Here is a 16,132-nt window from a genome sequence, read left to right as displayed (position 1 = left end):
AATTTTATTGTCCCATCCAAGAAATACACCCAATGAGTTCATACGCTTTCTGGAACAATAAAGGCAGCTCCGGCAAAAGCTTTCTTTGCTTTGCAGCAGCTTGCGAATATGCTTACCGTCACCCCGATACTGATGTCTATGTAATCGATTTATGTCCGCAAGCGCAGGTGTCGGAAATGCTACTTGGCGGATATTTCACTAGCCCAGATGCGCTGCATTTTTTAATGAGCAAAACTCCGCGCGCCACAGTAGCAGGCTATCTAGAAGCGCGTCTGAACTCTCCATTTCGGATGGTGGCAGACGTATCCCCATATCTATGCGAACCGAGAGAATTCAATCAGAATATACCAGAGAATCTAAGACTTGTATGCGGGGACAATTACCTGGAAATAATTTCTGAAGCAATCCGACAAACATCCCAGTTGGAAATACCTTATGACTCGTGGAAACAGGTGCTAACTTGGGGACGAGACCTGACGGTTGCCCTGCGTTCATATAGCGGCGATCGCGATACCATATTCTTCATAGACTGTAGTCCTACTTTTGCTATTTCTACACAGCTTGCTCTTGTGGCTGCCGAAAACTTGATTGTACCATTTATAGCGGACTATACTTCACGTCTTGCGATCGAGAATGTCCTCGCAATTCTCTATGCCATAACCGACCCCCATACTGCGCCATACGCACGAATTGCTTTTGCAAAACGCGCTAAGGAAGAAGGTGTACCTGTACCAAAATTACATACATTCGCGATCCAACATTTGACTTTGTACGAAGGGAGAGCGAGCAAGGCATCCGAAGCTGTAAACCAGACAATTATGCAGATGATGGATGATATACACAAGAAGCACCGTCATATTTTTGCTAACCCCAAAGACAAGCCGAGTAACACCTTCATTGAAATCCCAGATTTTGCCAGCGGTTCTGTACTCGCTGCTACGACTGGCACGCCCTTGCACAAACTCACACCAGCAGCCAAAAACATCGCGGGTGAGCAGGTGCAATTGAATGCAGAGTCATTGCAAAGCTACCGAGATGCACTTGAAAAGTTCGTGAACTGTCTTTAGGAAATCGCCGTGCCGTCACCAGCAGCATTGAAGTACAAAACCGCGTCCTACACGGCTAGAACACTTCGCGAAACAGCTACCGATCCGCGCTTGCAACCAATATCGCGCAGCCAAACTCAAGTCTACTATCACTCCGCTTTAGCTGCATTTGTTGCTGTATGGGATGCTTACATAAACGAACTCGTTCGCAATTTTTTCGCTGCAACTGCAAATCCTTTAGATCCCAAATTTCATGCGGTACATTCTATTGCTAGAGATGCGGCGGAACGCGCACTTGAAAGATTCAATACACCAAACGCGGAGAACACGCGAACCCTTCTGATTCAAAACACTGGTTACGATCCTATTGGCGATTGGATTTGGCCTGCAAGAAGCCTGAGCGGATTAGCTGTTCGCCAGAGGCTAAATGAGATTTTAAGAGTGAGGCACAGTTTTGCCCATGGTTTTGCTATTCCCGCGCTTTCTTGGACTCAAACAGCAACCGGAAAAGTTCGGCTTACGGCTAAAGCGATAGACGATGTTGATGTGTTTTTTACACATCTTGTGAATGTTACCGACCTGGGCATGAAGCAGCATATCGAAACGAGTTATAGTCTAGTATTGCCTTGGTAAAGATCTTAATCAAAGAGATGAAATTTTCTGTATGTAATATTTGTAGGCTACTTTGTACGCGCTTTCCTTTGAGGCTTGCCTGATAATTTGATATGACTCAGTATTTTTCCGACAATTCCCTCCCGGCTGGTGAAGAAAAGCTTAATATTCCCGAAGAAACAGAAGTTTTCGTCTTCCGGGCATCATTTGCCCAGCAGCGGCTTTGGTTCCTCAATCAATTAGCACCGGGCAATCCTTTCTACAATGTCTCAACAGCGCTCCGCTTAACAGGTTCGCTCAACTTAAGATCCTTAGAGCAAACCTTCAACGAAATTGTGCAGCGGCATGAAACTTTACGCACCACTTTTACGCTTTTGGAAGGGGAACTCGTACAAATTATTGCTCCCATTTTAACCGTATCCCTCCCCACAATCGACTTACAAAATCTCTCGCCAAACCAGCAGGAAACCGCAGCGCTGCAACTCGCAACCGATGCAGCACAATGCCCTTTCGATTTAGCCGCCGGGCCGTTATTTAAAGTAACGCTGTTACAACTGAGTGAAACAGAACATATATTGTTGCTGAATTTACATCATATTGTGGCTGATGGTTGGTCGATTGGAGTGCTAATTCGAGAGCTGGGAACGCTCTACACAGCATTTGTAAAAAATGAGCGTGAAGCGAAGCTATCCCGAAGGGAATCGCACTTGCCAGCACTGCCCGTGCAGTACGCCGACTTTGCAGAATGGCAGCACCAATGGTTGCAGGGCGAAGTATTAGAAACACAGTTAGCTTATTGGCGGCAGCAGTTAAACGGAATTACCACACTCAATCTACCAACAGACAGGCAAAGACCAGCCGTTCCATCCTACCGGGGCGCTAAACAATTTATAACACTATCACCGGCTTTGAGCGAGGCGCTAAAGTCATTGAGCCAGCAAGAAAGCGCGACTTTATTTATCACTCTATTAGCCGCTTTTCAAACTTTGCTGTACCGCTATACAGGACAAGTAGATATTGCAGTAGGAACGCCGATCGCCAATCGCAACCTGAGCGAAGTAGAAGCATTAATCGGTTTTTTTGTCAACAGTTTGGTGGTGCGTGCAGATTTATCAGGAAATCCAACTTTTCGGGAACTATTGCATCGGGTAAAAAACGTCGCAATGGCAGCCTACGCCCACCAAGATTTGCCCTTCGAGAAGTTGGTTGAGGAAATGCACCCCGATCGCGAGTTGAGCCGCAACCCCCTATTTCAAGTTAGTTTCAGCCTGCAAAACACTCCTGTAGCAGCGCTGGAATTGCCGGGAATCGCTGGAGAGGCGATCGACTTTGACGCGGGAACCGCCAAGCTCGATTTAGAGTGCCACTTGTGGGAAAATGCAGGAAGTATTCAAGGGCAATTTGTCTACAGCACAGACTTATTTGATAGCGGCACAATTGCGCGCATGGCGGGACATTTCCAAACGCTGCTCGAAGCCATTGTTGCCAATCCCAAACAGCACCTCAGCGACTTGGCTTTGCTGACAGCGCCAGAATACCAGCAATTATTAATCGATTGGAATGACACTCAGAGAGATTATCAGCAAAACCAGTGTTTCCATCAGCTATTTGAAGATCGAGTCGCGCGATCCTCTTCGAGGGCTCCGCTAACGCCCCATGCTGTCGCCGCCGTCTTTGAAAACCAGCAGTTAACCTACCGCCAACTCAACAGCCGAGCCAACCAACTTGCACATTACTTGCAGCAATTGGGAGCAGCACCAGAAGTTTTAGTGGGCCTTTGTGTAGAACGTTCCTTAGATGCGATCGTCGGATTGCTAGGCATTATCAAAGCAGGCGCAGCCTACCTGCCTTTAGATCCAACTTATCCTCAAGAACGCCTCAACTTCATGTTAGAAGATGCTCAGGTGTCGATTTTGGTAACTCAGCAGCACTTAGCAAAAAACTTGACGCAGCCGGAAAATTACGGAGTTTTTTCAGTAGTGTGTTTGGACTCCGACAGAGAAATTATCGCCCGACAAAGCTCCAAAAACCCAACTACAAATATCCTACCAGAAAACCTAGCCTACGTCATTTACACATCTGGTTCAACCGGAAAACCAAAAGGCGTTTTAATCGAACATCGGGGGCTATACAACTTAGCCCTAGCTCAAATAGCAGCTTTTAACTTAAACTCAAATCACCGCATTTTGCAATTCGCATCCCTGAGTTTTGATGCCTCAATCTTTGAGATTGTCATGGCCTTGGGAACCGGAGCAACACTTTACTGTGCCAAGAAAGAATCTTTGTTGCCCGGACAAACATTAATCCAATTTTTGCAGGACAATGCTATTACCCACGCTACCCTCCCGCCCTCGCTGCTAGCTGTCCTCCCAAACGCCGAACTTCCCGCACTGCAAACAATCATCTGTGCTGGCGAATCCTGTTCCCCGGATATTGTTAAACGCTGGGCTTCCCGGCGCAGATTTTTTAACGCTTACGGCCCTACAGAAGCGACAGTCTGGTCAAGTTTGGCCGAAATTGGCGATTCCCTGCGGGATAGCTTCGCTTCACGCAAAAAACCGCCAATCGGCCGCCCAATAGCTAACACTCAACTCTATATTTTAGATAAAAATTTACAGCCTGTACCCGTTGGAATTCCCGGTGAATTGTACATCGGCGGCAGGGGATTGGCGCGAGGCTACCTGAACCGCCCCGAATTAACGGCCCAGCAATTTATTGCTAATCCGTTTAGCCAGAAAGCAGGAGAACGAATTTATAAAACTGGTGACTTAGCGCGCTATTTTCCCGACGGCAATATTGAGTTTTTAGGCCGCACAGACGAACAGGTAAAAATTCGCGGTTATCGAATAGAATTGGGAGAAATTGAAGCGCTGCTGGTTCAGCATCCAGCAGTCAAAGAAACAGCGGCGGTTGCTGCGGATGATTTGTCTGGCAACAAACGCCTAGTTGCTTATGTCGTCCCCAATCACAATCAGACGCTTAATCCCGGGGAAATACGCAATTTCCTCAAACAACAACTGCCCAATTACATGATTCCCAGTGCTTTTGTGGCGATGGATTTTCTGCCCCTAACTCCCAATGGCAAAATTGACCGCCTGCGCCTACCTGTACCGGGAACTCTAACCAGCAATTCAATAGATCAAAGCTGCATTGCACCTCGCACACCAACCGAGTCAACCCTCGCCCAAATTTGGGCCACAATCCTCAACGCAGAGTGCGTTGGCATTCGCGATAACTTCTTCGATTTGGGTGGAGATTCCCTGCTGGCAATCCGCCTCATCAATGAGATTAACCAGCAATTTGAGCGCGAGTTGCCGCTATCTGCTCTTTTTTTAAATCCGACAATTGAAGGTTTAGCAGATTCGCTATCTTCAGAAACAAATTCTTTGGAATGGTCGCCTTTAGTTGCAATTAAACCTCGCGGTAAAAATCCCCCGTTCTTCTGCGTCCATCCCATCTTTGGCGTCGTGTTTCCTTATTGCGAGTTAGCCTTTGGGCTAGGAGAAAATCAACCGTTTTACGGGCTGCAACCAAAGGGTATTGACGGCGAAAGTTCTCCGTTAACTAGCATTGAAGACATGGCGGCTGACTACATCGCAGCCTTGCGTACCGTTCAACCAAAAGGGCCTTATTTTTTAGGAGGCTGGTCTTTTGGAGGTTTGGTTGCTTTTGAGATGGCTCAACAGTTGATCGCAGCGGGGGATGAAGTGGCTTTACTTGCTGTGCTGGATACTTTAGCGCCGGTTTCTGCTAACAAACCTTCTTTTTGGGACGGTTGCAAGTTTATTCTGACTACTGTTTCGCGCTCTATCTGGCCTTTTGTAGTAGATTATTTTCGCTTGGTGGCTGCTGCAGAAAATGTTCAAAGTGGCGGTATTGCGGCCAAATTTCCGAAATTAAATAAGATGCTTAATTTGGCAGCTAATTTTTTGCATCGCTGGAACTGGAAACAGGCTGTTATGGTTAGCATCCTATCTCAGGAGTCAAAAGAACGGAGCTGGCGCGAGCTGGCAATTCCCTCAATGTTTACTGTATTTCAGGCTAATAGTCAAGCAACTCTCAGCTATGTACCGAAAATTTATCCGCAGCGAATTACTCTGTTTAGATCGAGGGAACAGCTAAGCATGAGTCATCAAGATCCGACTCTTGGCTGGAGCGAATTAACGACCCAAAAAGTAGAGGTGATTAGGGTTCCTGGGAATCACCTGACTATGCTGAGAAAGCCCTGCGTCGAGGTGCTGGCTCAACAGCTAAAGCATTGCTTGGATAAGGAATTAAGTGATTGAGTGGCCGTTTGGCTTGCTTGTGCGCCGCAACCGGGTTTGATGTGCGAAAGCGCTATTAGTCCTGAATCCGATCTTCATCTGCGTGAATCAGCGTCCATCCGTTGTCATCTGCGGTTTATATTCTCTTTTTTTAACCGCAGATGAGGGCAGATAAACACAGATTAACGCAGATGAATTAGATCGAGTCCGGTTGCACCCTCCATCCGTGATTGTTGACTGATGACTGTTCTGAAATGCCTCAATCTAAAATCTAAAATCTAAAATCTAAAATTGCCCAATGGATTGCGCGATGCTGAAGATGATAGCAGCCAAACCTGCTGCGATCGGAATTGTCACCAGCCAAGCCGAACCAATTGACAGCAAAGTTTGCAAGCGTACTGTTTTCCAAGCTTTGATCAGCCCGACTCCGACGACTGCACCGACTAAAGCGTGGGATGTGGAAACTGGCAAACCGAAGCGAGATGCTAGCAAGACTGTGGTGGCTGTGGCTAATTCCGCGCAAAATCCGCCGCTTGGTTGGAGTTCGATGATCTTTTCGCCGACTGTGGCAATTACATTTTTACCCCAGATGGCTAAACCGATGACTATTCCTGCGCCTCCGAGGACTAAAATCCACAGGGGAACGCTGAAATCTTCTGAGGGAAAGGAACCTGTGCGCCGGATGTAGGCGATCGCAGCTAGGGGAGCAACTGCATTTCCTACGTCGTTGGAACCGTGGGAAAATGCTACAAAACAGGCGCTCAAGACTTGAAATCTCGCCATTTGTTGCTCGATGAGAGAGTGACGGAGTTTCGGAGTTTCGGAGGGGGGGAGAGTGGGAGAGGGGGAGAGTGGGAGAGTGGGAGAGTTTGTGTTTGTACTTCTTCCTTCTTCCTTCTTCCTGACATCCGTTACAGAATCCGTTGCCGAACTTCCTTCTTCCTTCTTCCTTCTTCCTTCTTCCTTCTCAACTGATTCTAATTTTTTCCAGCTATTGAGTGTCAGGACGATCGCCCCAATACTTCCGATGCCAATGACAATATCGTGAGTTGGCAGATTCCAGCCAAATCGATCGTGCGCGGCGGCGATCGCCCCTGTCTGCACCAAAGCGACATTCACAACAGACGGCAGTACAATTACGCCAAATACGCTCAGCATTGCTGCACTCAGCCAAGGTATCCACTCGCGCATTTGAGATAGAGGATCTGGCCGATCGAGAATCGAATACTTCACCACACTGTAAAATAGTGCGGCTAAAGCACCGCTGGCAACAGGTGTCGCCACCCAAGTTAGGGAGATGGTGCCGATGGTTCGCCAATCAACCGCATTAATTCCGGCTGCAACACAGCTAAAACCCGCGATCGCGCCCACCACTGCATGGGATGAAGAAACCGGCAAACCTCGACTGGTAGCGATTTGCAGCCAGATCCCGCAAGCTATCAGCACTGACACCATCCCGATTAAAAATACTTGCGGTTGGGCAGCGAACACTTGTGCATTCACAACTCCTGTTGCCAGAGTTTCGGAAACTCCTTGGCCGAACAGCACTGCGCCGGAAAATTCCAGTATGCCTGCAACAATTATTGCCTGCCGCAGCGTTAGCGCCTTCGAGCCTACGGATGTCCCCATCGAGTTAGCGACATCGTTGGCCCCCAAGTTGGCGGCGACGTACAAGGCCAGTGCAGCCATTGCCCCCAGTTGCAGAAATACGACCCCAGAGCTATCTAACATAGAAATTTTTTGACATAAAACGGGCATTTCGATATATGATAAGGGATTGTGAGTTTTGGTAAATCCCATGAAAGGCGCAGAAATAATCCGTTCTATCGAAACGGAAGAAATAAATAGAGTCAAGCAAGAACTCAATAAACAACTCCCCGAAATTTACGTGGGCGACACAGTGCGAGTCGGCGTGAAAATTAAAGAGGGTAACAAAGAACGGGTTCAGCCCTACGAAGGGACTGTGATTGCCATGCGCAACGGCGGGATTAATGAAACAATCACCGTCCGCCGCGTGTTTCAGGGCGTCGGAGTGGAACGGGTGTTTTTGATTCACTCGCCCCGCATCGCCACGATCCAAGTGATGCGCCGCGGGAAAGTCCGCAGAGCAAAACTTTACTACCTGCGCGATCGGGTGGGCAAAGCTACTCGCGTCAAACAGCGGTTCGATCGCTCCCTGTAGGAATGCACCCAGCTTTCCCTTGGTTCATGATTCATGGGAAATTGAAAAAAATCAAAAAAAAGTTTTCCATTTACGAGCGCACTGTGTTAAAATAGAAATCTAGAGGTTAAGCGAATTTCAGCAACCTCACCTGTGCGCTCTTAGTTCAGTTGGTAGAACGCAGGTCTCCAAAACCTGATGTCGGGGGTTCAAGTCCTCCAGGGCGCGCTGAATCACCAAACTTTAAATTCTGCCCGAAAGCGCCCGGACTATTGGCTGGCAACAGTCAAAACCGCAAACTTTCGGGTAGAATTAGTTTTTGTGGGCGGTTCGCAAAAAATGCCATCAACAAATGCTCGGTGTGGCTTTTCGATCGTCGGTTGCGGCGATCGGCATTTACGCCGTTGATTGGTTGGGCTTGTAAAAAAGTCGTGGCTTTAGATTAGAGATTTGGGACTTGGGCGTAAGTGGTTAGTGTCACAAAATCTGAGAGCCGCGGGCCACTCACACCATCTAAAATCTAAAATCTAAAATCTAAAATCGCAAGGGGGATTGAATCGTGGCAAAAAAAGACGAAGCTCAAGAAACTCAAGAAATAACGGCGCCTGGGTTTAACCCTGCGGGTTTTTTTAAGGAAACTAGAGAAGAACTCGACAAAGTGGTTTGGCCCAGCAGGCAGCAGCTAATCAGCGAGTCTTTGGCCGTGCTTTTGATGGTAATCCTCTCAGCAAGCCTGATCTATTTGGTGGATAATTTCTTTAACTGGGGCGCGGGAAAGGTGTTTGGGCCATGACTTTTGCATCAGAAGAATCTGAGTATTCCACAGAAGCGACGGGACAGGCAGCATCGCCAGAGGTGCCGGAGATTGATGCTCGCTGGTATGCTGTTCAAGTTGCCTCTGGCTGCGAAAAGCGCGTGAAGGCAAACTTGCAGCAGCGGATTCAAACTTTGGATGTTGCCGATCGCATCGTTCAAGTCGAAATTCCGCAAACTCCGGCGATCAAAGTCGGCAAAGACGGTTCCAGGCGGCAGTCAGATGAAAAAATCTTTCCCGGCTACGTACTCATCCGTATGTTTATGGACGAGGATACGTGGCAGGTGATCAAGAATACCCCGAATGTAATTAATTTTGTCGGGGCAGAGCAGAAACGCCGCTACGGGCGCGGCAGGGGTCACGTCAAACCGCTACCTCTTAGTCATTCAGAAGTAGAACGGATCTTCAGAAACGCTCAGGAATCAGAACCGGTTGTCAAAGTATCGATGTCTGCTGGAGACCACGTTGTGGTACTTTCCGGGCCGTTTAAGGATTTTGAAGGTGATGTGATTGAAGTTAGCCCGGAACGGAACAAGCTCAAAGTTTTACTCTCGATTTTTGGGCGCGATACGCCTGTAGAATTGGAGTTCAATCAGGTTCAGAAACAGAACTAACTAATGGCAAAGAAAGTTGTTGCAGTAATTAAGTTGGCGATTACGGCGGGAAAAGCCAACCCAGCTCCTCCGATCGGCCCAGCTCTGGGTCAGCACGGCGTCAATATTATGATGTTTTGCAAGGAGTACAATGCTAGAACCGCAGACCAAGCGGGTCTGGTGGTTCCGGTAGAAATTTCGGTTTTTGAAGACCGCAGTTTTACTTTTATTCTCAAAACCCCGCCGGCGTCGGTTTTGATTCAAAAAGCGGCTGGCATTGCTAAGGGTTCGGGAGAACCGAACCGCAAGCAAGTAGGGACAATTACACAGGCTCAGTTACGAGAAATCGCTGAAACGAAAATGCCTGACCTCAATGCTAATGATGTTGAGGCTGCTATGAAAATTGTGGCAGGAACGGCTAAAAATATGGGCGTGGCGATCGCGGATTGAAGGAAGAAGGAAGTTCGGCAACGGATTCGCTCGACGGATGTAACGGATGTAACGGATGTAACGGATGTAACGGATGTCAGTCCGATGTCCGTCGCAAGAAGGAAGAAGGAAGAAGGAAGAGTTTTCCTAGTCCAAGTTCCAAATTGCTAATCCAAAATTGCTGATTTTGAAGGTAAAATCTTCAATCCAAAATCCCAAATCCCAAATCCCAAATCGATCGGTTCAGGGGGAGAAGCAAAGCTTCGCTAGTAACCGAAAACTGGTAGATTTTAAGATTGTCCGATAGGTTCAATCTAAAATCTAAAATCTAAAATCTAAAATCGACTGACCCCAGGAGATAACAATGGCAAAGAAAGTATCGCGAAGACTGCAAGAACTTCAAAAGAAAGTTGAAGACAGACCTTATCTACCGCTGGAAGCTCTGCAACTTTTGAAAGAAACAGCAACGGCTAAGTTTGGCGAAGCTGCTGAAGCTCACATCCGTTTGGGAATTGACCCGAAATATACTGACCAACAGTTGCGGACAACTGTATCGCTGCCAAAAGGAACTGGTCAAGTAGTCAGAGTTGCGGTGATTGCTAAGGGCGAAAAAGTTAAAGAAGCTTTGAATGCGGGCGCTGATATTGCGGGTTCGGAAGAGTTGATCGATGAAATTCAGAAGGGCATGATGGATTTCGATTGCCTGATTGCTACCCCAGACGTGATGCCGTTGGTGGCAAAATTGGGTCGGTTGTTGGGCCCGCGCGGTTTGATGCCTTCTCCGAAAGGTGGCACGGTGACGACTGACATTGCTCAGGCGATCGACGAGTTTAAAGGTGGTAAACTAGAATTCCGTGCCGATCGAACTGGCATCGTTCATGTTATGTTTGGCAAGGCAGCTTTCTCAGCGGAAGATTTGCTCGTCAACCTTCATGCTTTGCAAGAAACTGTTGACCGCAACCGTCCTTCTGGTGCTAAAGGTCGCTACTGGCGCAGTCTGTACGTATCCGCAACAATGGGCCCGTCGATCGAAGTCGATATCAGTGCCCTGCGCGATAGCAAACTTGATGCTGCGTAGAAAGAATTAAGCAGAAGGCAGAAGGTAAAAGACAGCTTCGGCTGTCTGTGTAAATCTCTCACAAGATTTGCGTCATAGCCTTGCTATGTCTGCCTTCTCGTGATAGCCTAATCAAAAATCAATAAGCTGAAGACCGCAGGTGCCGATCGCTTAATTTCCTGCCGAGGCTGAAGAAATAAAAACTCAAGACTCAAAGATTAGAAATTTTCTATTTTTAATTGTGACTTGTTAATTTTTAATTCTCTGCCCCGGCTCGAAGGTCGGGGTTTTTGACGGGCAGTTTTCGATCCTAAAAGGAGGTGAAATAAGTATGGGCAAAACTTTAGCGGTAAAAAATGAGATTATTGCAGACCTCAAGCAAACCTTGAGCGAATCTCAACTGGCGATAGTGATTGACTACACGGGCTTAACTGTTGCTGAAATCACAGATTTGCGTCGGCGTTTGCGTCCGAAAGGCAGCAGTTGCCAAGTGGCAAAAAACACGCTGATGCGAATTGCTGTTGAAGGTAACGAAACCTGGCAGCCGATACAGGAATTGCTGACTGGTACGTCGGCGTTTGTGTTCGTGCAAGAAGATATTGGCGGCGCGATTAAAGCTTACCAAGAATTCCAAAAAGTCTCTAAGAAGACTGAACTTCGCGGCGGCGTGATGGAAGGACGGGTACTGAAAGAAGCTGATGTTAAAGCATTAGCCGATCTGCCGTCGAAAGAACAACTCATGGCTCAAATTGCTGGCGCTATCAACGGTGTCGCAACTAAGTTGGCTGTGGGTATCAATCAAGTTCCTACTTCGATCGCTCGCGGTCTTAAGGCTTATGCTGAAAAAGACGGCGATTCCGCAGAAGTAGAAGCAGAAGCACAACCAGAAGCACAACCAGAAGCACAACCAGAAGCAGAAGCAGAAAGCGCATCTGTGTAAGTCATTAGTAATTAGTCGTGAGTCATAAGTCGTTAGTTTTGAGAAACAAACTGATGACTGGAGACGAGAAACTAATAATTAATGAGCAATCAAAGTCTCAAATCCCAAATCTACAATCGAATTAGGAGTTTAACGAATGTCTACTGCAACTGATGAAATCTTGGAAAAACTTAAGTCTCTGACTTTGCTCGAAGCTTCTGAATTGGTCAAGCAAATTGAAGAAGCTTTCGGCGTCAGCGCTGCTGCTCCTGTAGGCGGCATGATGATGATGGGTGCGGGCCCGGCGGCCGCTGCTGAACCCGAAGAAGTACAAACTGAGTTCAGCGTGATTCTTGAAGAAGTTCCTGCTGACAAGAAAATCGCAATTCTTAAGGAAGTCCGGGCGATTACCGGTTTGGGTCTGAAGGAAGCGAAAGATTTGGTAGAAGCCGCACCGAAGGCAGTTAAGGAAGCTATTGCTAAGGACGCTGCGGAAGAATTGAAGAAACAGCTTGAAGCTGTGGGCGCAAAGATTGCTATCAAGTAGTCACAGAATGTAGTTGATATCAATTCCGGTGACACCGGAATCATGGTTGACTGTTGACAGTTAATTGTTAACTGTTAACTGTTCCCTAAATTTAATCGCGCGAGATGTAACTATCGCGCGATTAATTATTTTTGGCGCGAGGGAAACTGCATTGCCGTGTCCTCTTAGATTTTAGAGGCGGCTTCCATTTGCCGCACGACTGTTAAAGCAGAATAGGAAACACCAGCCGTGCCTTCTCCCGGATGGGTGGAGTCGCCTACTAACCACAAGTTTTTAATTGGTGTGCGGTTGGCAAATCCGAAGGGCCCGAAGGTTGGTATTCGCTGCCCGATACCACCCACAACGCCTCTATCTCTCGCTGTGTAGCGGGCAAAGGTGCGGGGTGTGGCGGCTTCTTGGTGTACGATCGACTCTGGCGTCAAATTGAAATATTCGCTCAAACGGGCGATCGCCCCTGCGCTGTATTTTTCCTTCAATCCTTCATAATCAACCGCATTCCACCACATTCGAGTATCAGTAAATGACGAAGCGATAATTGTTGCCATTCCCTCCGGTGCTCGCCCATCACCCGGATGACTGACTGAAACAAATAATGAATTATTCTCCCCAATCTCGCCGTCGTAATCGTAGAGAAACTGAAGGTGCGGCGGACAATTTGCCGGAATTGCGCTTTCATGCACTCCCAAATATATGACAAATGCACCGGATGCGGGCGGCAATTTATCAACTCGATATTTGTAGCCTGCCATTTGATTTGGGAGTTTGTTTGTTGTCTCTGAAGTCTCTGATTTAACCGATAAATTATCTGTTAAATTGCCGACACTTGGCTCGCTTGACATCAACTTTACTAGATTTTGCGCTGTCACGTTGGCAACAATGCGATCGGCTGTTTCTGTCCAAACTTCGCCTGTTTTTTGATTGCGAATCACTGTAGCGGTGGCTTTGCCGTTGGCGGTGACAATACTTTCAACTGTGTGCCGCAATAAGACTTGACCGCCGTAGAGTTCGATCGCCTCTACGAGTCGATCGCTCAACACCTGCATACTTCCTTCTAGATGATACAATCCCTGCGGCGCTTGCGAAACTCCTAAAGCCGTCGCCGCGTAAAGCAGCGCTGTTTCTTCGGCATCAACTTGAGAATACAATTTTAACTGCAAATCCAGAAAAGTTCTCAAGCGCAAATTGTCGCCCAACCCACAAAGCCGTAAAGCATCTCCCACTGTCATAAAAGTGAAAGGCAAAGTAATTAGAGTATCGGGGCGAACTGCTTGAATTAATTGCCAGAAATCCCAGAAGTTTCTGGGCGGTAAAACTGGATCGCGCCCTTGAAAGTTCCAGCTAGCTTTGAACAATGCAGACAATAATTGCCAAAAACGTTCGCTTCCAGGAAACTGCCGCTGCCTTTCTTCCTGCCACTTTTGCGGATCTCGCCACACGCTAATCGGTGCGGTTTCTCCCGGCAAAAACACTGCACAAGCAGGATCGCAGGGTGTCGCGGCGGGAAGTTCTATGTCTAATTCTGAGAAAATTCGGTGGTGAATGCCTCCGGGTTCCAATCCTGCAACCTGCGTGGCGCCGACATCGAAGGTAAAGCCTTTGCGTTTGAAGGTGGAAGCGCATCCTCCGGGGACGATCGCCTGGTCTAAGACTAGCACTTTGTATCCTCTGCGGGCTAGCAGGGCGGCTGCTGTGAGCCCGCCGATGCCTGCTCCAATTACCGTGACGCGGCCCTTAGTGTCTGCTGGACTGGTCATAATTTATTTTTTGTAATATTTCTTAATATTATTATCATATATTACACAAAAAAGCTGCGACAGGCTTCAACCTGTCTATTTGAGATTGAGCTAGAATGACTTGCCAAGCACATTCCAGATTAAGGTTAAGCTAGAGTGGCAGTTACGCATCGCTTTTACACGAAAGCCGGGAAGGTTGCGTTACCGTGGCTGCATAAGTCCTGAATGGTCTATAGGTGTAGTTCAGCAAATAAGGTGGAATCTCATGACTTTGAATACTTGTAAAATTTGTGCAAATTCTCAAGATAACACTATTTATATGGTCAGAGCAATAGAAGAATTTCCAGGCTTAAATAACGAATTTGAGTATCTTGAATGCAGTGAATGTGGTTGCTTGCAAATAGTTAACGTTCCTCAAGATTTGTCAAAGTATTATTCATTTAACTATTACTCTTTCCAAAAGAGTGACGTTAAAGAATACAAGGGATTTTTAAAATTCATGAAGCGTAAAAGAGCACAACATTGCCTGGGGAGCAAAAACTTATTGGGAGGAATTTTATCAAAAACATACGGAGTTCCTTATTATTTTGACTGGCTGACCAAGGTCAATGTGACATTGGAATCGAAAATATTAGATGTTGGGTGCGGTGCGGGGGAGCTTCTGCTGCGTCTAGCTGAAGAAACTTTTTCTGACCTTACAGGACTCGATCCTTTGATTGAAGGTGATATTTTATATAAAAATGGTGTCAAGATTCTTAAAAAAGAACTAGCGGAACTAGAAGATCAGTTTGATTTGATTATGCTGCATCATTCTTTTGAGCATATGCTCCAACCGAAAGAGGTTCTAAAAAATATATGGCGGTTGCTTAAACACGATCGGTATGCTTTGATTAGAATTCCTGTTACCTCAACTTATGCGTGGCGAGAATATGGTGTCAAATGGAGTCAAATTGCGGCTCCGCTTCACTTGTTTTTACACACTCAGAAAAGTATGAAATTACTAGCAAATGAGGTGGGATTTCAAATAAAAGATATTGTGTTTGACTCGTGGGAGTTACAATTTTTCTGCGATGCAGTAGATCCTAATTTTTCCGCTGTTGAGCTTAAAGAATTTAAAGTAAAAGCTGAGGAATTAAATAAAAATAATGACGGCGATCAGGCTGCTTTTTATTTGTACAAACCGTGAAAAAATCGATCGCGCGACCGCGCGATCGATTTCTCTGCTTATTGAGAATCAGGGACGGCGCCACTTGTTGAGATAAGCTTCGCCAATCCCAGCCACAGCCTGCATTTGAGCTAGCTGTTCCCGTAAAGCTTTGATGGTTTTTAGCTGTTCTTGAGACTGTTGCTGCAAAGCGTCGTAATTTCGCTGTATCGCCGCACTTTGGCTCAATTGATTTTCTAGAGAGTGCAACTTGGTTAGTTGAACTTGGAAGTCGCCGATCGTACTTGACTTTTCTGCTAACTCGTGCTGCAAAGATTCGTAACTCGACTTCGACACGGTTTGCTGCAATTGGTGTGCCAAATTTCGCTTTTCGGTAGCTAATTGCTGTTCCAAAGATGCGATCGAACTTTCTCTTTCTGCTAACTGCTGCTGCAAAGATGCGATCGAACTCGATTTTTCTGCTAGCTGTTGCACAAAGTCGTGTTCCCGCTGTTCTCTTTCGGCAACTTGCTGCTGCAAAGATGCGATCGAACTCGATTTTTCTGCTAACTGCTGCACAAAGTCGTGTTCCCGCTGTTCTTTGGCGGCGAGTTGCTGCTGCAAAGATTCTATGGAACTCGATTTTTCTGCTAACTGCTGCACAAAGTCGTGTTCCCGCTGTTCTTTGGCGGCGAATTGCTGCTGCAAAGATGCGATCGAACTTTCGCGTTCACTCAACTGCTGCTGTAAACTTTCGTAACTTGACTTCGCTACAGTTTCCTGCAATTGGCTTTCGAGATTTTGCTTTTCGG

Annotated in this window: 14 protein-coding genes, 1 tRNA gene, 1 pseudogene and 1 other annotated feature; of the genes and pseudogenes, 13 read left to right on the top strand and 3 right to left on the bottom strand. The window is 46.9% G+C overall.

Going from position 1 to position 16,132, the window contains the following annotated elements; all coding sequences use genetic code 11:
* Positions 1-32 precede the first annotated feature (32 nt).
* The 3 genes from QUB61_RS11170 to QUB61_RS11160 all read left to right on the top strand — a co-directional run bounded on the left by QUB61_RS11170 (position 33) and on the right by QUB61_RS11160 (position 5,944).
* The gene (locus QUB61_RS11170; protein WP_333127822.1) at positions 33-1,067 is read left to right on the top strand and encodes an AAA family ATPase; all 1,035 of its coding nucleotides are present in this window, start codon (positions 33-35) and stop codon (positions 1,065-1,067) included.
* Positions 1,068-1,076: 9 nt separating this feature from the next.
* Entirely contained in the window at positions 1,077-1,679 is a 603-nt protein-coding gene (locus QUB61_RS11165; RefSeq protein ID WP_333127820.1) for a HEPN domain-containing protein, read from the top strand.
* A 92-nt stretch (positions 1,680-1,771) separates the two neighbouring features.
* Positions 1,772-5,944 carry an amino acid adenylation domain-containing protein gene (locus QUB61_RS11160; protein ID WP_333127818.1) on the top strand — a complete coding sequence of 1,391 codons (4,173 nt, stop codon included), beginning with the start codon at positions 1,772-1,774 and terminating at the stop codon, positions 5,942-5,944.
* Between the two features lie 264 nt (positions 5,945-6,208).
* Here QUB61_RS11160 and QUB61_RS11155 read toward each other — a convergent pair whose 3' ends face one another.
* The gene (locus QUB61_RS11155) at positions 6,209-7,654 is read right to left on the bottom strand and encodes an inorganic phosphate transporter (RefSeq protein WP_333127816.1); all 1,446 of its coding nucleotides are present in this window, start codon (positions 7,652-7,654) and stop codon (positions 6,209-6,211) included.
* Positions 7,655-7,721: 67 nt separating this feature from the next.
* On the opposite strand from QUB61_RS11155, the gene rplS reads away from it, so the two are divergent.
* The 9 genes from rplS (at position 7,722) to rplL (ending at position 12,443) form a co-directional block, all read left to right on the top strand.
* A complete protein-coding gene (rplS, locus tag QUB61_RS11150) occupies positions 7,722-8,105 on the top strand; it encodes a 50S ribosomal protein L19 (RefSeq protein ID WP_172186532.1) in 384 nt (127 codons plus the stop codon).
* A 134-nt stretch (positions 8,106-8,239) separates the two neighbouring features.
* Positions 8,240-8,312, top strand: a tRNA-Trp gene (locus QUB61_RS11145).
* Positions 8,283-8,492, top strand: coding sequence for a hypothetical protein (locus QUB61_RS11140; protein ID WP_333127814.1), 210 nt, complete (start codon positions 8,283-8,285; stop codon positions 8,490-8,492). The genes QUB61_RS11145 and QUB61_RS11140 overlap by 30 nt, the downstream gene beginning before the upstream one ends.
* Positions 8,493-8,643: 151 nt before the next feature.
* Complete coding sequence (secE, locus tag QUB61_RS11135; protein ID WP_172186534.1) at positions 8,644-8,877, top strand: preprotein translocase subunit SecE; 234 nt, start codon at positions 8,644-8,646, stop codon at positions 8,875-8,877.
* Positions 8,874-9,512, top strand: coding sequence for a transcription termination/antitermination protein NusG (gene nusG, locus QUB61_RS11130; RefSeq protein WP_172186535.1), 639 nt, complete (start codon positions 8,874-8,876; stop codon positions 9,510-9,512). The genes secE and nusG overlap by 4 nt, the downstream gene beginning before the upstream one ends.
* Positions 9,513-9,515: 3 nt before the next feature.
* A complete protein-coding gene (gene rplK, locus QUB61_RS11125; protein ID WP_006635588.1) occupies positions 9,516-9,941 on the top strand; it encodes a 50S ribosomal protein L11 in 426 nt (141 codons plus the stop codon).
* A 343-nt stretch (positions 9,942-10,284) separates the two neighbouring features.
* Positions 10,285-10,998, top strand: a complete 714-nt coding sequence (rplA, locus tag QUB61_RS11120) for a 50S ribosomal protein L1 (RefSeq protein WP_333127810.1) — start codon at positions 10,285-10,287, stop codon at positions 10,996-10,998.
* 108 nt (positions 10,999-11,106) lie between these two features.
* Positions 11,107-11,245, top strand: a sequence feature (ribosomal protein L10 leader region).
* 63 nt (positions 11,246-11,308) lie between these two features.
* The gene (gene rplJ, locus QUB61_RS11115) at positions 11,309-11,917 is read left to right on the top strand and encodes a 50S ribosomal protein L10 (protein WP_333127808.1); all 609 of its coding nucleotides are present in this window, start codon (positions 11,309-11,311) and stop codon (positions 11,915-11,917) included.
* Positions 11,918-12,053: 136 nt separating this feature from the next.
* Positions 12,054-12,443 carry a 50S ribosomal protein L7/L12 gene (gene rplL, locus QUB61_RS11110; RefSeq protein WP_333127806.1) on the top strand — a complete coding sequence of 130 codons (390 nt, stop codon included), beginning with the start codon at positions 12,054-12,056 and terminating at the stop codon, positions 12,441-12,443.
* A 164-nt stretch (positions 12,444-12,607) separates the two neighbouring features.
* Here the strand turns inward: rplL and QUB61_RS11105 are convergent, their stop codons facing one another.
* Entirely contained in the window at positions 12,608-14,197 is a 1,590-nt protein-coding gene (locus QUB61_RS11105; protein ID WP_333127804.1) for an FAD-dependent oxidoreductase, read from the bottom strand.
* Between the two features lie 244 nt (positions 14,198-14,441).
* On the opposite strand from QUB61_RS11105, the gene QUB61_RS11100 reads away from it, so the two are divergent.
* Positions 14,442-15,362, top strand: a complete 921-nt coding sequence (locus QUB61_RS11100) for a class I SAM-dependent methyltransferase (protein ID WP_333127802.1) — start codon at positions 14,442-14,444, stop codon at positions 15,360-15,362.
* A 48-nt stretch (positions 15,363-15,410) separates the two neighbouring features.
* On the opposite strand, the pseudogene QUB61_RS11095 reads toward QUB61_RS11100, so the two are convergent.
* Positions 15,411-16,132 (bottom strand): annotated as a pseudogene (locus QUB61_RS11095) (CopG family transcriptional regulator); the annotation flags it as partial.

The organism is Microcoleus sp. C2D2, assembly GCF_036702495.1.
Taxonomy (GTDB): Bacteria; Cyanobacteriota; Cyanobacteriia; order Cyanobacteriales; family Microcoleaceae; genus Microcoleus.
Note: the sequence above shows the minus strand (reverse complement) of the source record. Positions and strands in the feature narration are given on the sequence as shown.

What these genes read in the sequence shown, in the direction of transcription:
- QUB61_RS11170 (WP_333127822.1), top strand. Translation starts at nt 33, where the DNA reads ATGAGTTCATACGCTTTCTGGAACAATAAAGGCAGCTCCGGCAAAAGC.
- QUB61_RS11160 (WP_333127818.1), top strand. Translation starts at nt 1,772, where the DNA reads ATGACTCAGTATTTTTCCGACAATTCCCTCCCGGCTGGTGAAGAAAAG.
- QUB61_RS11155 (WP_333127816.1), bottom strand. Translation starts at nt 7,654, where the DNA reads ATGTTAGATAGCTCTGGGGTCGTATTTCTGCAACTGGGGGCAATGGCT.
- rplS (WP_172186532.1), top strand. Translation starts at nt 7,722, where the DNA reads ATGAAAGGCGCAGAAATAATCCGTTCTATCGAAACGGAAGAAATAAAT.
- QUB61_RS11140 (WP_333127814.1), top strand. Translation starts at nt 8,283, where the DNA reads ATGTCGGGGGTTCAAGTCCTCCAGGGCGCGCTGAATCACCAAACTTTA.
- nusG (WP_172186535.1), top strand. Translation starts at nt 8,874, where the DNA reads ATGACTTTTGCATCAGAAGAATCTGAGTATTCCACAGAAGCGACGGGA.
- rplK (WP_006635588.1), top strand. Translation starts at nt 9,516, where the DNA reads ATGGCAAAGAAAGTTGTTGCAGTAATTAAGTTGGCGATTACGGCGGGA.
- rplA (WP_333127810.1), top strand. Translation starts at nt 10,285, where the DNA reads ATGGCAAAGAAAGTATCGCGAAGACTGCAAGAACTTCAAAAGAAAGTT.
- rplJ (WP_333127808.1), top strand. Translation starts at nt 11,309, where the DNA reads ATGGGCAAAACTTTAGCGGTAAAAAATGAGATTATTGCAGACCTCAAG.
- rplL (WP_333127806.1), top strand. Translation starts at nt 12,054, where the DNA reads ATGTCTACTGCAACTGATGAAATCTTGGAAAAACTTAAGTCTCTGACT.
- QUB61_RS11105 (WP_333127804.1), bottom strand. Translation starts at nt 14,197, where the DNA reads ATGACCAGTCCAGCAGACACTAAGGGCCGCGTCACGGTAATTGGAGCA.
- QUB61_RS11100 (WP_333127802.1), top strand. Translation starts at nt 14,442, where the DNA reads ATGACTTTGAATACTTGTAAAATTTGTGCAAATTCTCAAGATAACACT.